Below are 18,226 nucleotides of genomic sequence, written 5' to 3'. Positions count from 1 at the left end.
TGGCACGATAGTCACATATCTATCGTTCCTCACGCTCCGCGTGGGAATGCAGTTCATGACGCTCCGCGTCACACAGCGGCTTTTCTTTGTCAGGCGGATCAGCGCCAGGACGCAGCCGTCACTTACGTCGCAATTTGCGTCGTCAGTGACATCGCGGTTGAAAAGCGCTGCGTGGGGGCGATGGCCTGCAGGTGCAGGCCTTACTCAATCAAGGCGTACGCGCAGGATCCACGGTAATGGGCGCTGCCGGTTTGCTCTGCTCCTTGAGCAGGTCGCGGATTTCGCTCAGCAGGATTTCCTGCTTGGTGGGCGTTGGCGGCAGGGTAGGCGCTTTGGCTTCTTCGCGTTTCAGGCGGTTGATGGCCTTGACGCCCATGAAGATCGCGAACGCGACGATAATGAAGTCGATAACGGTCTGGATGAACTTGCCGTAAGCCAGCAGTACCGCAGGTGCGGTCCCTTGCGCGGGGCGCAGGGTGACCGCCAGGTCACTGAAGTCGACGCCGCCAATCAACAGGCCCAGCGGCGGCATGATGACATCGCCGACGAACGAAGAAACGATCTTGCCGAATGCCGCGCCGATGATAATACCGACGGCCATATCAACTACGTTGCCTTTGACCGCGAATGCCTTGAATTCCTTAAGCACGCTCATGGGGTAATTCCTTGTAGCAGATAAATTTGATCCGGATGAGTGTAGCCCAGACGTACTGCTGCCGCCCGTGCCACGTTCAATCGACCGGAGTCGTCCGCGTAAGTTTTATCCGGTTTTCAAAAGCAGTCGTCGCCCTGCGACTGGCAGGTGTTGCAACCTGCGTTATCATGGGCGTTTTATAACGACTGGGGTTGTCATGGCCAAGGCCAAACGCTTGTACGGCTGCACCGAGTGCGGCGCGACATTTCCCAAGTGGGCGGGCCAGTGCAGCGAATGCGGTGCCTGGAACACACTGGTCGAAACCATGATTGAAAGCGGTGCCGCCGCGCCGCCTACCGGGCGTACCGGCTGGACCGGTTCCCAGGCGCAGATCAGGACCCTGGCGGAGGTCAGTGTCGAAGAGATTCCGCGCTTCTCCACCAACTCCACCGAGCTGGACAGGGTGCTCGGCGGCGGTCTGGTTGATGGTTCGGTGGTGCTGATCGGCGGTGACCCCGGCATCGGCAAGTCCACGATCCTCTTGCAGACGCTGTGCAACATTGCCCAGCGCATGCCCGCGTTGTACGTCACGGGTGAGGAATCCCAGCAGCAGGTCGCCATGCGTGCCCGTCGTCTGGGACTGCCGCAGGACAAGCTGCGGGTCATGACCGAAACCTGCATCGAGACCATCATTGCCACCGCCAAGGTCGAGAAGCCCAAGGTGATGGTGATCGATTCGATCCAGACGATTTTCACCGAACAGTTGCAGTCGGCCCCCGGCGGCGTGTCGCAGGTTCGCGAAAGCGCTGCCTTGCTGGTGCGTTACGCCAAGCAGAGCGGCACGGCGATCTTCCTGGTCGGTCACGTCACCAAGGAAGGCGCCTTGGCCGGTCCGCGCGTGCTTGAGCACATGGTCGACACCGTGTTGTATTTCGAGGGCGAGTCGGACGGGCGCCTGCGCCTGCTGCGGGCGGTGAAGAACCGCTTTGGCGCGGTCAACGAGCTGGGCGTGTTCGGCATGACCGACAAGGGCCTGAAAGAAGTCTCCAATCCGTCTGCGATCTTTCTTACCCGCGCGCAGGAAGAAGTGCCGGGCAGTGTGGTCATGGCGACCTGGGAAGGCACGCGGCCGATGCTGGTGGAGGTGCAGGCGCTGGTGGACGACAGTCACATGTCCAACCCGCGCCGCGTGACGCTGGGTCTGGATCAGAATCGTCTGGCCATGCTGCTGGCTGTTCTGCACCGCCACGGCGGCATTCCCACTCACGACCAGGACGTGTTTCTCAACGTGGTAGGTGGGGTGAAGGTGCTGGAAACCGCATCCGACCTGGCCTTGATGGCAGCCGTAATGTCCAGCCTGCGCAATCGTCCGCTGCCGCATGACTTGCTGGTGTTCGGTGAGGTGGGGCTGTCGGGTGAAGTCAGGCCGGTGCCCAGTGGACAGGAGCGCCTCAAGGAGGCCGCCAAGCACGGCTTCAAACGCGCCATCGTGCCCAAGGGCAATGCGCCTAAGGAGGCGCCGCCCGGTTTGCAGATCATTGCCGTTACGCGACTGGAACAGGCCCTGGATGCGCTGTTCGAGTAACCTCGCCCTGAGGATTATTCCTGCAGTTCGATCAAGGCTGCCAGTTCCCGATCCAGTTCCTCGGGATCTCCGAGGTTCAATTCGACCAGCCGCCTCAGGTGGCTGATCGAGTCCAGCCCTATGTGCCGGCAAACGCATCCCAGTTGCCGTTTGTTGTCATGAGTGATTTCGACATCCATTTTCACATGGGCATCGTTGCTTAGAATGATGTCAACTTCAAAGGGCTGCGTCTGATCACCGTTCCACGGATCAGGCCGTTCGATCAGCAGCCCTTTGAGGGACAGGTCGACCAGTTGCACTTTCCAGCTTTTGTCGCCTTGCTTCAGATCGGTCTTGGCATCAAAGGCAATGCGTTTGAAACGACGGCGATCTGCAGGTGAGTCGGTCATCGAATGAACTCTCTTGTTGACCGCCGCCGGAGTCAGCGTGCAGGTCGTTATCTGATCGATTCTGTTGTCCATGCACGATAGACCGTAAAGCAATTGCAGAACAGTTCCGCATCACGGTTTTGTGATCGGGACGCCATCTGTCGAGGCCATTCCAGCCCTCTATGCCGGGTATCTGCCGCAATTGATCAAATTTCGACCTAGACCTTGGTTGGGGGTGGTCTTTCGCTGATCCGGCGCTAAACTCGCATGGCTTGCCTTCTAGTCAACTCTGCTGGAATAAAAAAAATGAAAAATAATAATAGTCTGATGCGCCATGTTCCCTGGCTCATCATCGCCATTGTCGGGGCATGTGCCCTTGGGGTCGTGGCCTTGCGTCGCGGAGAGGCGATCAACGCCTTGTGGATAGTGGTCGCTGCGGTAGCTATCTACCTGGTTGCCTATCGTTACTACAGTCTTTTCATCGCCACTCACGTCATGCAGCTCGATCCGCTGCGTGCGACACCGGCAGTGGTCAACAACGACGGTCTGGACTATGTGCCGACCAACAAACACATCCTCTTCGGTCACCACTTTGCAGCCATCGCCGGCGCAGGCCCGCTGGTCGGCCCGGTACTGGCAGCGCAAATGGGCTATCTGCCCGGCACGCTCTGGCTGATTGCCGGCGTGGTGCTGGCCGGTGCGGTGCAGGACTTCATGATCCTGTTCCTTTCCACGCGCCGTAACGGTCGCTCGCTGGGCGACATGGTGCGCGAGGAAATGGGCCGTATTCCCGGCACCATCGCGCTGTTCGGCTGTTTCCTGATCATGATCATCATCCTTGCGGTGCTGGCGCTGATCGTGGTCAAGGCCCTGGCCGAGAGCCCGTGGGGCATGTTCACGGTAATGGCGACGATCCCGATCGCGATGTTCATGGGCATTTATATGCGCTACATCCGTCCGGGACGCATTGGTGAGATCTCCATCGTCGGCGTCATTCTGTTGCTCGGTTCGATCTGGGTCGGCGGCATGGTCGCGGCGGATCCTACCTGGGGTCCGATGTTCACGTTCACCGGTGTGCAGATCACCTGGATGCTGGTCGGCTACGGTTTTGTCGCGGCCATGCTGCCGGTCTGGCTGCTGCTTGCGCCACGTGACTACCTGTCGACCTTCCTGAAAATCGGCACCATTCTGGCACTGGCAATCGGCATCCTGATTCTGGCGCCCGAGCTGAAAATGCCGGCCCTGACCCAGTTCACCAACGGCACAGGCCCGGTCTGGAAGGGCGCATTGTTCCCGTTCCTGTTCATCACCATTGCCTGCGGTGCCGTATCGGGTTTCCACGCACTGATCTCGTCGGGCACGACGCCCAAGCTGCTGGATAACGAAAAGAACGCCCGCTACATCGGTTACGGCGGCATGCTGATGGAATCCTTCGTGGCCATCATGGCAATGGTTGCCGCTTCGGTGATCGAGCCGGGTGTGTACTTCGCCATGAACAGCCCTGCTGCGGTGGTCGGCAGTGACGTGGTAACAGTGGCGCAGACCGTGTCCAGCTGGGGCTTTGCCATCACGCCGGAACAACTGACCGCTGTGGCGAAAGACATCGGTGAAAACACCGTGCTGGCCCGTGCCGGTGGTGCTCCGACGCTGGCCGTCGGTATCGCGCAGATCCTCCATCAGGTGCTGCCGGGTGAAAACACCATGGCGTTCTGGTACCACTTTGCGATTCTGTTCGAGGCGCTGTTCATTCTGACCGCAGTCGACGCCGGTACACGTGCCGGACGCTTCATGCTGCAGGACCTGCTGGGCAGCTTCGTCCCGGCCTTGAAGCGCACCGAGTCGTGGACGGCCAACGCCATCGGCACCGGCGGTTGCGTGGCGCTGTGGGGCTATCTGCTGTATCAGGGTGTAATCGATCCGCTGGGTGGCATCAATACCTTGTGGCCACTGTTCGGTATCTCCAACCAGATGCTCGCCGGTATCGCCCTGATGCTCGCCAGCGTGGTGCTGATCAAGATGAAGCGCCAGCGCTATGTCTGGGTGACCATGCTGCCTGCCACCTGGCTGCTGATCTGCACCGTGACGGCGGGCTTGATCAAGCTGTTCGATGCCAACCCTGCGGTAGGTTTCCTGGCCCTGGCCAAGAAATACAGCGCGGCGGCCGATGCCGGTCAGATTCTGGCCCCGGCCAAGACCATGGACCAGATGCAGCATGTGATCTTCAACGCTTACACCAACGCCGGGCTGACCGTGCTGTTCCTGTTCGTGGTGTTCAGCATCCTGTTCTACGCCATTAAAGTCGGCCGAGCGGCCTGGAGCACCAAGGAGCGCACCGACAAGGAAGCTCCGTTCCAGGCCATGCCGCCAGCGTCGCAGGTGTGACCACGCTTACCCATAGAGGATTTGCCCATGTTCAATGACCTGAGTCGCCTCGGCAAATACCTCGGTCAGGCCGCGCGCCTGATGGTGGGCATGCCGGACTACGACACTTACGTAGAGCACATGCAGAACACCCACCCGGACAAGCCGGTGATGACCTATGAGCAGTTCTTTCGGGAGCGGCAAGAGGCCCGTTACGGCGGCAAGGCCGGTCCGAAATGCTGTTGATCCGCTGATCTGCGTTATTGTTTGATCCGACGCGCCGCAGGCCATCACCTGTGGCGCGTTTTCATTTCAGCTGAATGCCTCACGCCAGGAGCCTTATGACTGAGTTGCAACCCATCCCCGTGACCGTGCTGACCGGCTTTCTGGGCGCCGGCAAGACCACCTTGCTGCGCCACCTGCTCAAGGCCGAACACGGCCTGAAAATCGCCGTGATCGAAAACGAATTCAGCGATGCAGGCATCGACAGCCAGTTGCTCGGCACGGATCCCGTGCAGATCATGACCCTGTCCAACGGTTGCGTGTGCTGCACCATCCACACTGACCTGACCAAGGCGCTCTACCTGCTGCTGGAGCGTCTGGACAGCGGCGAGATCGTGTTCGACCGGCTGGTGATCGAATGCACCGGGCTGGCCGATCCCGCGCCGGTCGCGCAGACCTTTTTCATCGATGAAGAGCTGCGCGAGCGTTACATCCTCGACGGCATCATCACCCTGGTCGACGCCGCGCACGCCGATACTCACCTGGCGCAAACCATCGCCCAGGCGCAGATCGGCTTTGCCGACCGGTTGCTGGTCAGCAAGCGTGATCTGGTCGACGATGCAGCCTTCGATGCCCTGAGCGCGCGCCTGACCCGCATCAACCGCCGCGCGCCGATCCGTATCGTCGAGCACGGCAGGATCGACCTCGCCGAACTGCTCGACGTACGCGGCTTCAACCTCAACGCCGACCTCGGCGGCGGCATGATCCTGCGCCCACTGGCCCCGACCGGCAATTCCGCTGACCGCATCAGCAGCCTGGTCCTGCGCAGTGAAAAACCGCTGAACCTGGACCGCCTCAGCGAGTTCATGAACGAACTGCTGGAAGACCATGGCAAGCAACTGCTGCGTTACAAGGGCGTGCTCAACATCGAAGACGAACCGCGCAAGATGGTGTTTCAGGGCGTGCTCAAGCTGTACGGCTTTGACTGGGACACCGAGTGGGCCGAAGGCGAAAAACGCGAGAGCGTGATCGTGTTCATTGCCGATGAATTGCCGGAGGAGAAGATCCGGGCGGGGTTCGAGAGGGTATGCGGCTGAGAGGTCAGGCAGCGGCTGAGCTTCTGCCCATAGAGTGATCTGCCCAACAAAAAGCCCCGACTCTCACGAGCCGGGGCTTTTTGGTACTGCGTTTAAACCAGGCTTATCAAGCGCCGTAAACCGGCAGCTTCGCGCAGATGGCCTTGACCTTCTCGCGAACAGCGTCGATCACGGCTTCGTTGTTCAGGTCAGCCAGGATGTCGCAGATCCAGCCCGCCAGTTCCTTGCACTCAGCTTCCTTGAAGCCGCGAGTGGTCACTGCCGGGGTGCCGAAGCGCAGGCCGGAGGTGACGAACGGCGAGCGTGGGTCGTTTGGAACGGAGTTCTTGTTGACGGTGATGAAGGCGCGACCCAGAGCGGCGTCGGCGTCTTTACCGGAGATGTCCTGTTTGATCAGCGACAGCAGGAACAGGTGGTTTTCAGTACCGCCGGAAACCACGTCGAAGCCACGCTCGATGAACACACCGGCCATCGCCTTGGCGTTCTTGACCACTTGCTGCTGGTAGGTCTTGAACTCAGGCTGCAGCGCTTCCTTGAAGCACACGGCCTTGGCTGCGATGACGTGCTCCAGCGGGCCGCCCTGGGAGCCAGGGAATACTGCGGAGTTCAGCTTCTTCTCGATTTCGGCGTTGGCGCGCGCCAGGATCAGGCCGCCACGTGGACCGCGCAGGGTCTTGTGCGTGGTGGTGGTCACGACGTCAGCGAATGGCACCGGGTTCGGGTAGACGCCTGCGGCGACCAGACCGGCTACGTGAGCCATGTCGACGAACAGGTAGGCACCGACCTTGTCAGCGATTGCACGGAAGCGCGGGAAGTCGAGGATCTGCGAGTAGGCAGAGAAGCCGGCGACGATCATTTTTGGCTTGTGCTCGACAGCCAGGCGCTCGACTTCGTCATAGTCGATCATGCCGTTGGCATCGATACCGTACTGAACGGCGTTGTACAGCTTGCCCGAGGACGAAACGCTGGCGCCGTGGGTCAGGTGACCACCGTGAGCCAGGCTCATGCCCAGAATGGTGTCGCCGCCTTGCAGCAGGGCCAGGTAGACCGCCGAGTTGGCTTGCGAACCCGCGTGTGGCTGGACGTTGGCATAATCAGCGCCGAACAGCTCCTTGGCGCGGTCGATGGCCAGTTGTTCGATAACGTCGACGTACTCGCAACCACCGTAGTAGCGCTTGCCTGGATAGCCTTCGGCGTACTTGTTGGTCAGGGCCGAGCCCTGAGCTTCCATGACGGCCGGACTGGTGTAGTTTTCCGAGGCAATCAGCTCGATGTGTTCTTCCTGACGCAGAGCTTCTTGCTCCATGGCGGCAAACAGATCGGCGTCGTACTTGGCGATAGTCAAATCACGGCTGAACATGGCAGTCCTCAAGGGGGCATGGCGGAAAAGGCGGCTATTCTACCCCATCGGGTTTTATCTGGCATATGAAAGGCAGTCATCTTGACCAGTGACGCCGTTCACGCGGGTTTCGACAAGGCCTGAAATCATGGACGTGCCGCAGGCGCAAGGCTCGTTCTGTAGGGGACTCGCCCACATGAGAGGGTCGAGATCGATTTAGTCATCGGCGGCGTGAACCGGGCACATCCACTCGAATTTTCAGCGATCACGCATCTATTTACCTTCAACTGCCGGAACCGTTCCGGGCCGGACGACACTCAGTCGGTCTGTTGCCCATACCCACCGACAGTAGGTAAAAACGCCATGATGCCCTCTCAGATCACGCGCTCCTCTCATTCCTCATTGCCGGAGGTTGCTCCTGCGTCCGGCGATGCAACCGGCGTTAGTGAGCAAACTCCGCAGCAGGCTCGTACCGTAGCGTTTTTTGCCTCCGGCGAGCTGGCCGTGGCATTTGGTCGCACCTCTGCTGCGCCAGCGCAGGACTCTGTGCGTCTGTTGTCTGCTCTTCAGCGTGAGCTGGATAAACAGCATCCGTCCTGGCACACCGTTGCTCAACTCTGTCAGAGCCTCGCCGAGGTCGGCACGACGGAGCAGGGCTGGCATCAACTGGCAAGCGAGGATCAGGTGCCGGCGCTGAGAGAACTGCTTGACCGTTGTACTCACCGGCTGGCCGATATGCCGGCCTCTCACGCATCTCACGACTCGCTGTCGCTGGCCTGTGAAGGGCTCAGGACGGCACGGCTGCACCAATCCGTCGCTCGTTTGACCGCCCGACCGTCCGCCCTGGCCCGTGCGGTTCCGGATCTGCTGACGTTGACTCATCTGGATCCCGAGACGCTTGGCGCAGAGCCCCCCGTTGTTTCGTCTTACACGCTCTTCAGTCATTTCGTTCGCACGGCCAAGCAGCGTACGGCGGATTTGAATGACAGCCTCCAGCGTCAACCCGACGCGGTCGTCAGTCTGCTGCGCTCACATGCCGACACGCTCAATGATCTGGAGATGTTGCCGGGCGCATTGCAGGCATTGACCGAAAATTGCCAGGACGCGCCAGCCTGCAATGAATTGCGCGAGCTGGCGGAAGTGGCGGGGGCGCTGCTGCAGCTATTGCGCGAACACGATCTTTTGCCGAGGCTGGAAGAAATCTCCATTGAGCCAGGCGAGGCACCTGCACCTGGCCACGAGCCTGCCGAGCCCAGGCTGACCACACGCCAGGCATTGCTCAAGGCCGGCGGCAATCTGGTGCGCAAGTTTGATGCCTACGGGGCGCTCGCGCCGATGGATGACAAGGCGTTGCTGGCTTTGATGCGCACCCCGGCGCCACACCTGTCGCCCGATCAGATGCATGCCTTCCTGAACAAGCATGTGCTGCATCTCACGCAAGAACAACGCGATATCGTCAGCAATACCCCGCTGCCCTTCGCCCCTGAAGAAGACATCGAGGCCAGGTGCGGCATGGGTTTCGATGAAAAACTGCGATTGGCGCTGACCAACGGTTCGCTGGTGTTGAGCGAGGAGCAACTGGCCCGTCTTGGTGATTTGCCAAGTGCCGCTACCACGACGTCCGACGTTGTGAAGACGCTGCTGGAAAAGCCATCGTCTGCGCTGAGCGAAGCCGAGCGTGACATGTTGGGCGCAATCGTTCACGCCAATGCTCAGGGGCAACTCGACGCCTGGCGCGCTCACAACGAACAGTTGCCTGCAGTCTTGAGCCGCTCGGGGCTGCCCTCTGATGTGAAAGACGAGTTGCTCAGCCTCAACAAAAGCATGAATGCCGAACTGGGCACGCTCAAGAACGGCGCCTCGCTCAAGAGTCGCGTCCTTGCAAGCCCGGCGATGCTGCTCGCGCTGGCACCCTTGCCACTGGCCGTGGCGTTCGTCAGCAAGGACAACTCCTACAGCTCATCGCTGGTTGCCCACTTCACCAAGAACGCGGTGTTCATGGCTGGCCTGATGATGAACGAGCTGACCAACGCGCGGACCAATGTCGATCATGGCCTGAACCGCTACTTCGTCACCGTGCTGGCCAACGCCATCGTGGCGCAGCCCACCTTTGCCAGGAACGAACACCTGCTGGAGCAGGTCGGCTTCGGTATCGCAACGGCCGTGGCATCGGGCGCAGCCACGCTGGGCGTATTCAACCGTGAATCGATCGTCGCTGCCTTCAAGCTCGCCAAGAGCAAGCTTTCCAGGCAAGACACCGGGAACGCCCGCATCCCGGAGGAAGACCATCTGGCCGTGGTCAAGCATTTCGACGTCAGCGAGCATTTTGCCCAGCAGATGAAAGTGGCGACCGAATTGTACAAGCAAGACAAAAGCATCACCGACATCATGAACTCGAGCCTGACATACCTGGGCACCCAAAGCAGCGAGTTCCAGGCCAGGTTCGAAGTCGCCGATGCCCTGCGCGCAGGGCTGCAACTGGCCGAGGGGGAGCGCAAGGCGGACCCTGACTTCTACACCAAGCTGGGCCTGGTGGCCTTGACGGCGAGTATCGGTGCGGCGCTGGTGATGTTGATGAAAAGCATGGTCGGCAAAGCCGATTACGCGGCGGATGGCGTCTGGTGCGTATCGGAGATGCTCAAACTGGCCATGAACCCTGAAGTCGATATGCAAAAGGCGGTTCAGGTCTTCAAGGAAATCGTCGGTCTGAATCTGGTGATGACGGGGTTTCTGGGCGTCAACAAAGTCTGGAATTTTCTCGACAAGGGGATCAAAGGCTACGCCTCCGGTGCTGCGGTCCTGACCGCAGCCAACCTCACGCTTCCCGGTATGGTTGGAGAAGTGGCTGGCGCAGCAGCCGGCAAGGGGTTGAGCTACCTGACTGACAAAGGCAAGGCGGCGCATCAGGCCGGCAGGGCGGCAGCGTCCTGGGCCGGAGATTACGTCAGCACCTCGCGTTTGGGGAGCGCGGTCGGCACCCTGCAAACGGCAATTCCGGGCAGGATTGCAGGCGGGCAGGTCGTGGCGGGTCTCTACGACCGCTTCCGGTACCTGACCTGGTCGCACCCGGCGCCTGCACCGCAAGCGGCTGGCGAGCCATAAGCCTGTAGCCGGTAGACCGCCGCCAGCAACGCAGGCGGTGGTCTTGCCTGGCTTACCACCATCACCGCCAATAATCCCTTCGCATCAACCCGCGCAAGCGTTTAACGGCGGCCTGCGTGCGGCCCACGGCTGGGCGCGCTCCAGTTGCCCGGCAAGGCTCAACAAGGTCAGTTCGTCGCCAAACCGCGCGGCAAAGTGAGAACCCAGCGGCAGCGAATCGGCTGTCCAATAGAGGGGCACGGACATGGCTGGCTGGCCAGTCGCGTTGAAGATCGCCGTGTAGGGCGAGTAGCTGTGCGAAAGCGCGATGAAGTCCTGCAGGGACCGGCTGTCGTCATCGAAGGCCAGTTCTCCCAGGCGGGGTGGCGCGCGGTTGAGCGTCGGGGTGAGAACAATATCGTACTCTTCGAAGAAACCGGCCATCGCCCGGCCCAGTGCATGCATCGACTCGACCGCGGAAATGTAGCGTGTCGCAGGCAGTTGCCCGCGTTCGCGCAGAATGACACGGGTGCGCGGCTCCAGTTCGTCCATGGCGACCGGGAAGCCGCGCATTTTGCCCAGCAGATCGAGGTAGCCCTGGGTGTGTGAACCGATGATGTCGAACGTCGCGTCGAGGAATTCAGGCAGCCGGACCGGCAACGTCGCCGGGACCACGTAATGCCCGAGCGCCTCCAGCAAGGCCGCAGTGTGTTGCAGTGCAGCCAGGGCCTCCGGTTCTGCCGGCCACGGCGATATTGCCGAGATCAGGGCGATTTTCAGACGCCTGGGATCGCGTCCTGCGGCGTGTGCAAAGGGCGTCGCTGGCATGGGCGCGGCGTAGGGAGCCCCCAGGTCACTCCCGGCAGTGGCGTCGAGCAGGGCGGCGCTGTCGCCTACCGACAGGGTAATCGCGTGAGCGGTGCTCAGGCCTGCCCAGCCCTCGCCGACCATCGGGCCTGAAGGCAGCAGGCCGCGTGATGGCTTGAAGCCGAATACGCCACAGCAGGAGGCCGGTACGCGAAGCGAGCCGCCGCCATCGTTGCCATGTGCGAAAGGGATGGCGCGTGCCGCAACCAGAGCGGCTGCGCCACCACTGGAACCGCCTGCGCTGTGTTGCGGATTCCAGGGGTTGCGGGTCGCGCCGAAGCGTTGCGATTCGGTGCTGTAGGACACGCCGAATTCTGGAGCGGTGGTCGTGCCGATCAGTTGGCAGCCTGCATGACGCAGCCGACTGACGATTTCGCAGTCGATGTCTGAGCGAAACTCGCCCAGCGCATGCGAGCCACTGGTCATCCGTGCCCCGGTCATCGGGGTGAACATGTCTTTCACCAGGGTCGGTACGCCTGCCATGACGCCCTGTCTGACGCTACTCCCGCTCGCCTGGCTGCGCGCCTGATCGTAAAGCCTTTCGCTGACGGCGTTCAGGCCAGGCTCGACCTGCTCGACCCGTGCGATGGCGGTTTCCAGCAGCTCGCCGGGGCTCACCTCGCCATTGCGTACCAGTGTTGCCAGGCCACGGCCGTCCAGCGTATTGAATAATTCGTGCAGGTCTTTCATCGATGGTCTCCAGGATTGAAAGAGTGTCGTCGCGTTACGCGCGCCACTTAAAAGCTGATTCCGGTACGCAGCGCCACGGTGTAGCCCTCGGCACGGTTGCGGGCGTCGAACTCCTTGTAGGCGTGCAACCAGATGGGGGGCAGCCCGGCGCCGGGTTTGAAGTAACTTACTGCAGGGCCTGCGGCGATTACCCGGGCGCGATTGCCGCGGGTCAGCCCCGGCGCGTCGTCGTCCGACAGCTGCCGGTAGTAGTAGCCGCCCACGCCGACGGTCCAGTCGCCGACATGCTGGCCCACTGCAAACTCATGTCGGTACTCAACGCCACTGCGGTAATCGGTGTCGGGGTTACGCGCATTTATATCGATCTGGAAACTCGAGGAAACCTCGAAGCCGCCGGGTGAAATGTAGGTCGCATTCAACAGCGGAGAAACCGTCCAGTGATGGGTGCCAGGGCTGACCAGACGGTTTTTATCGTAGTCCCCCGTGGGCGCCTGAATCATCAGTTGGGTATTGATGCCCAGCCCCGGCGCGAGCTTCCAGTCCAGGATGATCGGCACCACTTGCAGGTCCGCCTGACGAAACAGCGATGCACTGTCGCTGAATACCCGCTGCCCCCCGACGTTCACGCCCAGGTCGGCATCCATCTTGAAAAAGACCGGCACCACCGCGAAACCATAGCGGGCACCCAAAAACTCCTGCTCGGTCATTCGCAAGTAGGCGAGGCCGATCGCCAGGACGTTGATCTGGAAGTCGTTGGGGCTGTCATTGCCGTGGCTGTCCTTGATGACATCCGCGTGGTAGTTGCTGATGCGCAGGCCGACGGTGCCATTGGGGGTGGTGGGCGGCATGAAGCCTGCGCCAAAGTCGAAAACGCCAGCAGCTGTCGTGGGCGCAGCATTTTCGGTGGCACAGGCCGTGGACGATAACCACAGGATCGCCATGGCGAGCCCTGAAGCGCTAAGGAAGTGGTTTTTTAATGACATCGGTAAGTGCCTTGTTATTTTTATGGGCGAGCACAGCCCTCCCTTGCGGGGTGGCAGTTATTGGAAAAACCGGAAATGGGGTAGAGCGCGTTGGCGTCAGCCGTCAGTCAAATGCAGTAACTGGGCGATCTGCGCTTTACGGGTGACACCGAGCTTGTTGTAGATCTTTCTCAAGTGGTGCCGGACGGTGCAGGGTGACACACCGATGTTGCGCGCGACTTCCTTGTACGTCTGTCCGACCGCAAAGCCTCGGGCAACCTGAAGCTCGCGCGTGCTTAACAGTTCCAGACTGCTGCGTCGCCGCGCCGTCAATAGAACGAGGTCGCCCACCGGCTGCGACGTGATGTGCAGGTTATGACTCGAATAGCCCTCTTGAGGGTTGCACTGTCGGGGTAGACGATTGGACGGTCTGTCGGGCCATTCCGAGCCCAGCATCGACGAGAACGCAGGCTCCATGGAAAGCAGCACGCCGTAACGGTCGCTCACCGCCATGGCGGTCTCATCGTAGGCGCCCTGAGTTTCCCGCAGAGTCGTGAGCGTACGCAGATAACTGGCCTGTTCAGCGGCGATCAGATGCGGCATCAGCCACTCGATCAGGCGTTTGTCCAGGGGCGAGAAGGGCGTGTGGCCAGCCGAGCGAAACAGTGTCAGATGCACGCCCTGCTGGGTGTGAGGGTCGGTCAGGACAATGCCCAGCGCGAAGCAAAGATCGTATTGGCGACCGAGGTCGGCAAGCGCAGGAGGTGCATCCGCTGCCGTGCAGTGAATGACCTGACAGACGCCCTGAGTCTGATGCATTTTGCCGACGCTGGCGTCCGAGGTCTTGAGTTGCTCCCACTCGGCGGCGTAACCGTTGGGCAGGCCCAGCAAAAAGGAACTGTGCTCGACGGGCCAGTTGTCACGCCAGGTAGATCTTCCCCACCAGGCCTTGTCGAACTGCACCAGTGCGCGCACCCGTTCAAGCGCCTGTTGATGGAATGTAGAGATCGACGCGCTGCTGACCTCGGTCTGAAGCTCGAGAATCACCTTGTTCAAGGCTTCGACGACCTGACAGGAAACACTGTCCAGGGACGTTGTATCGCTGATCATGCTACCCCCTTGTGTTCTTTGTTATGGGTAGAGCGCTCGCTGTCATTGACGCTGTGCGAGGCATTGGCTCAAGTCTACTCATATTCAAGGGTTCGGCTATCGTTCAAATGGACGATGGCCGGGTCGCAAGGCTCGCCCTCAATCCAGCATGAACAGCGCATCATTGCTGAATTGCGCTTCGAACTGGGCGGGGGGCATCGGGCGGCCGAACAGGTAGCCCTGGACTTCGTCGCAGTCGTGTTCGCGAAGAAACTCCAGTTGCTCATGGGTCTCCACGCCTTCAGCGATCACCGAGAGGTTCAGGCTGTGCGCCATGGCGATGATGGCGCGGGCGATCTGGGCGTCCTGCTCGCCGGATGGCAGGCCATCGACAAAGGTGCGGTCGATCTTCAGCACGTCGATCGGGAACTGTTTGAGGTAGTTCAGCGACGAGTAGCCGGTGCCGAAGTCATCGACAGCGATGCTCAGGCCGAGGTTCTTGAGGCCGTCGAGTATCTGCATGGCCTCGTTGACCTCACGCATCAGGATGCTTTCGGTCAGTTCCAGCTCCAGGCAGGCGGGTGACAGGCCGGTCTGTTCGAGTATGTGGGCGATGCGCTTGCCGAGCTGGCCGTCCGAGAACTGCCGCGCCGAGATGTTGACCGACACCTTGGGCACGCGAACCCTTGCCTGATGCCAGTGTTTGAGTTGGCGGCAGGCCTCGGCCAGGACCCAATCGCCGACCTCTACGACCAGCCCGAGCTCTTCGAGCACCGGGATGAAGTCGTTGGGCGGCACCAGCCCGCGGCGTGGATGGCGCCAGCGCAGCAGGGCTTCCGCGCCTGTGAGGCGTTTGCCGTCGCCGCTGAACTGCGGTTGGTAGAAGAGGGTGAACTCCTTCTGCTCCAGGGCGTGGCGCAAGTCGCTTTCCAGCTCCAGACGCTCCAGCGCGGTGGCGTTCATGTCCGCCTGATAGAACTGGAAGTTGTTCTTGCCACGCTCTTTGGCGTGATACATCGCCGTGTCGGCGTTCTTCATCAACTGGCTCAGTTCCTTGCCGTCCTGCGGGCTGAGGGCGATGCCGATACTGGCGGTCACAAAGAACTCGCGGCCTTCCAGCACGAACGGTGTGATCAAGCTGGTCAGAATGCGTTCGGCAACGTGAATGGCGCGGCTCAGCGCGGCTTCACGGGTTTCATCCGGTTCCAGCAGCAGGGTGAATTCATCCCCGCCCATGCGGGCCACGGTGTCATCCACCGACACACAGGCAAGCAGCCGCGTGGCCATTTCCTGCAGCATCCGGTCGCCAGCGGCATGGCCCAGGGAATCGTTGATCGGTTTGAAACGGTCGAGGTCGAGGAACATCAGCACGACCCAGGCCTGCTGGCGCTCGGCGTGCTGCAACGCCGAGTGCAGACGATCCTGGAACAGGGTGCGGTTGGGCAGATGAGTCAGCGCGTCGTAGTAGGCCAGGCGGTGGATACGGTCCTCGCTGGCCTTGCGCTCGCTGATATCGCTGAAGAAGCACACGTAGCTGGCCAGATCGCCTTCATCGTCGAGGACCGCGGTAATGCCGACCCAGGCCGGATAGTGTTCGCCGTTACGCCGCTTGAGCCGGATTTCACCTTCCCACGTGCCTTGTCCGTTCAGTTGCCTGAGGATATGGCGCAGACGGGTTTCCTGTTCGGCTTCCACGGTGAGCATGCCCGGCAACTGATCGAGCACCTGAGCCACTTCATAGCCACTGACGCGGGTAAAGGCCTCGTTGGCCTGCACGATATAGCCGGCGGGGTCGGTAATCAGGATGGCGGATGTGGAATGCTCGAATACCGTGGCAGCCATGCGCAGGTCTTTCTCGGCCCGACGCTGCTGACTGATGTCGCGGCCTACCCCGAAGATGCCTTCAAAGTTGCCGTTTTCGCCCCACACCAGGACCACGCGCAGTTCCACCGGAATCTTGCGACCGTCGGCACGCAGGCAGTCGAACAGAAACATTCTGGTGGTGACTTCTTCGCGCAGCCTGGCGAGTTCCTGAGGTTTGTCGAGGACCTTGTCGATGCGGCCCATGAGCGCATCAAAACCGACTGTTTGCTGGGGGTTGGCAATGGCGGCGGACCAGCCGTTCTGCAGGATCCACTCGGCGCTGTAGCCCAACGCGCGTTCTACCGAAGGGCTGACGTAGTTGACTGCCAGCCGGCCGTCGGTGGAGAAAATCACATCACTGATGCTTTCGGCCAGCATGCGGTAACGCTGTTCGCTGTCACGCAGCGACTGGCTGGACGCGACCTGTTCGGTAATGTCCTTGGCAATGCCGATGATACGCGTGACCCGGTCTTCTTCGTCCCAGGCCAGTGCCTGCTCGCGAATGTCGAAGGACCGCCAGTTGCTCTCGCGGTCCCGAAAGCGCAACACGCGTTGCAATAATTCATTGTGCCCGTGGTGACGCTGGCGCAGGCGCATGTCCTGATAGTTTCGGGCGTCGTCGGGGTGCAGCAGGACTTCCCAGAAGAACTCGCCCATGGCGTGCAGTTCTGACTTGCTGTAACCCAGCGTATAGCCAAAGTGGTGGTTGCTGTAGATCACCCGCTGGCTGAGCACATCCTGAACGTACAAATGGTCCGGTACGGTTCGTACCACGTCGGACCAGAAGCTCTCGCGGTCCAGCAACGACAGCTCGACCTGTTTGCGGCTGGTGATATCGCCAATACTGAGAATCACCGCATCGAAGTCACTGCGTGTCTCGGGCAGGCGCATGACCAGCCACAGGTGCTGGTCATGACCACCCGCACGGGTCAGGCAGATTTCCAGTTCCAGTCGTGGCTGCCCGGAAAGCACCGCCTGGATGATCGGAATGCCGACGCCCGGACGCGAGCGCGACTCGCCCTCGATCAACGGTTGCCATGCCTGTTCGCGGTGCTCGATGTCCAGCAGGCTCAGGGCTACTTCATTGAGTTCGCTGATGCGCAATTGCTGCAAAAGGCGTTTCAGAGCGGCTGGCTGGCTTTTGAGCAGGCGCTCGAAGTCCTCGCCGGTGCTGACCTCGAGTGCTTCAAGTTGCTCCTGAAGGCCGGACATGTCCATGACACAGATGGCGACGCCCGCGCCCTCGAAGATATCCCGATAGCGCCTTCGGCTCTGCAGCATCTGGCGCTGGCGCCTGCGCAGGCTCATCAGCGCGATCAGCGGCAGGATCGACAGCAGCAGGCCGATCAGGCACTTGCCGATCAGTGGCGCGAGCAGTTCGCTGCGCGCCTTGTAGGTGTCGAACAGCCCCCGCAGTTGCCAGTCACTATTGCTCAGTGGTTGAAGCAGAATGGTATCGGACAGGCCACTCTCCGCTTCGTTGGCGGGCACCGGTTCATGGAGAATGACCCGCTGCGTCTTGCGCTGTTCAAGACGCCACAGGTGCTGAAAGTCCTGAGCCGGCTGGCTGGCAAGTTCCTTCAAGGCTTCGGGGGCCACGCGCAATGCCCAGTAATCGCCGCTCACGCCGTTGCCCAGGCGAATCAGTATATAAATCTGGTTGCCGTCTTCCGAGCCGGTATAGAAGTAGGGGCGACCTCGCGCCTGTTTCATGGCTTGTTCAAGAAACTCACTGTCGCGCGAGGCCTCGGCGCTGTCACTGACGATTTCACCCTCCCGGTTCAGGCGAGCGACGCTGCGCAGCGCGGGCAGGGCAGTGCGCAGGTTCACCAGCGTGGTCGACTGCTCCAGTCGCTCTCCGGCGGATAGCGCCTCGTCCAGCAGGTTCATGGCGATCTGCGCCTTGAGCGCCATGTTCAGACTCATCCGGTCGGACAGTTGGACGCTGTACTCCAGACTGCGCTGACGCTGACGTTCCTGGGTCTGGTGGAACTGCTCGATCAGTTGCCAGAGCAACAGGGCAAGCACCACCAGAACCAGGCCCGCCAGCATGCCTTTCACTGACCCA

At 61.0% G+C, this 18,226-nt stretch carries 11 protein-coding genes and 1 pseudogene; 5 read left to right on the top strand and 7 right to left on the bottom strand.

All coding sequences use genetic code 11. From position 1 onward, the window contains the following. Positions 1-208: 208 nt before the first annotated feature. Positions 209-655 (bottom strand): large-conductance mechanosensitive channel protein MscL, encoded by a 447-nt coding sequence (mscL, locus tag PI739_RS14920; RefSeq protein ID WP_003368707.1) that lies wholly within the window; start codon positions 653-655, stop codon positions 209-211. A gap of 196 nt (positions 656-851) precedes the next feature. Here mscL and radA point away from each other — a divergent pair, with 196 nt between their 5' ends. After that, positions 852-2,219: a DNA repair protein RadA gene (gene radA, locus PI739_RS14915; protein WP_002555235.1), complete on the top strand. Its 1,368-nt coding sequence runs from the start codon at positions 852-854 to the stop codon at positions 2,217-2,219. 14 nt (positions 2,220-2,233) lie between these two features. Here radA and PI739_RS14910 read toward each other — a convergent pair whose 3' ends face one another. After that, the gene (locus PI739_RS14910) at positions 2,234-2,608 is read right to left on the bottom strand and encodes a PilZ domain-containing protein (RefSeq protein WP_003368702.1); all 375 of its coding nucleotides are present in this window, start codon (positions 2,606-2,608) and stop codon (positions 2,234-2,236) included. A gap of 285 nt (positions 2,609-2,893) precedes the next feature. Between PI739_RS14910 and PI739_RS14905 the strand changes: the two genes are divergently transcribed. The 3 genes from PI739_RS14905 (at position 2,894) to yjiA (ending at position 6,267) form a co-directional block, all read left to right on the top strand. Continuing rightward, entirely contained in the window at positions 2,894-4,969 is a 2,076-nt protein-coding gene (locus PI739_RS14905; RefSeq protein WP_003368701.1) for a carbon starvation CstA family protein, read from the top strand. Positions 4,970-4,996: 27 nt separating this feature from the next. Next, a complete protein-coding gene (locus tag PI739_RS14900; RefSeq protein WP_003313802.1) occupies positions 4,997-5,194 on the top strand; it encodes a YbdD/YjiX family protein in 198 nt (65 codons plus the stop codon). A gap of 95 nt (positions 5,195-5,289) precedes the next feature. Next, on the top strand, positions 5,290-6,267 hold the full coding sequence (gene yjiA / locus PI739_RS14895) for a GTPase (protein ID WP_044309428.1): 978 nt from the start codon (positions 5,290-5,292) through the stop codon (positions 6,265-6,267). Between the two features lie 106 nt (positions 6,268-6,373). Here the strand turns inward: yjiA and glyA are convergent, their stop codons facing one another. Next, positions 6,374-7,627: a serine hydroxymethyltransferase gene (glyA, locus tag PI739_RS14890; protein WP_003340745.1), complete on the bottom strand. Its 1,254-nt coding sequence runs from the start codon at positions 7,625-7,627 to the stop codon at positions 6,374-6,376. Between the two features lie 342 nt (positions 7,628-7,969). On the opposite strand from glyA, the gene PI739_RS14885 reads away from it, so the two are divergent. Beyond that, a complete protein-coding gene (locus PI739_RS14885) occupies positions 7,970-10,708 on the top strand; it encodes a HopW family type III effector protein (RefSeq protein ID WP_054081988.1) in 2,739 nt (912 codons plus the stop codon). 84 nt (positions 10,709-10,792) lie between these two features. Here PI739_RS14885 and PI739_RS14880 read toward each other — a convergent pair whose 3' ends face one another. From PI739_RS14880 to PI739_RS14865, 4 genes and pseudogenes are all read right to left on the bottom strand, one after another. Continuing rightward, positions 10,793-12,244, bottom strand: coding sequence for an amidase (locus PI739_RS14880; RefSeq protein WP_054081989.1), 1,452 nt, complete (start codon positions 12,242-12,244; stop codon positions 10,793-10,795). Positions 12,245-12,291: 47 nt separating this feature from the next. Then, entirely contained in the window at positions 12,292-13,227 is a 936-nt protein-coding gene (locus PI739_RS14875) for a SphA family protein (protein ID WP_054081990.1), read from the bottom strand. A 96-nt stretch (positions 13,228-13,323) separates the two neighbouring features. Continuing rightward, on the bottom strand, positions 13,324-14,316 hold the full coding sequence (locus PI739_RS14870; RefSeq protein ID WP_003431621.1) for a helix-turn-helix transcriptional regulator: 993 nt from the start codon (positions 14,314-14,316) through the stop codon (positions 13,324-13,326). A 138-nt stretch (positions 14,317-14,454) separates the two neighbouring features. Further along, positions 14,455-17,433: pseudogene (locus PI739_RS14865) on the bottom strand (EAL domain-containing protein); the annotation flags it as partial. Positions 17,434-18,226 lie beyond the last annotated feature (793 nt).

This window comes from Pseudomonas cerasi (assembly GCF_027983475.1).
Taxonomy (GTDB): Bacteria; Pseudomonadota; Gammaproteobacteria; order Pseudomonadales; family Pseudomonadaceae; genus Aquipseudomonas; species Aquipseudomonas cerasi.
This window is presented reverse-complemented; position numbering and strand designations above follow the sequence as displayed.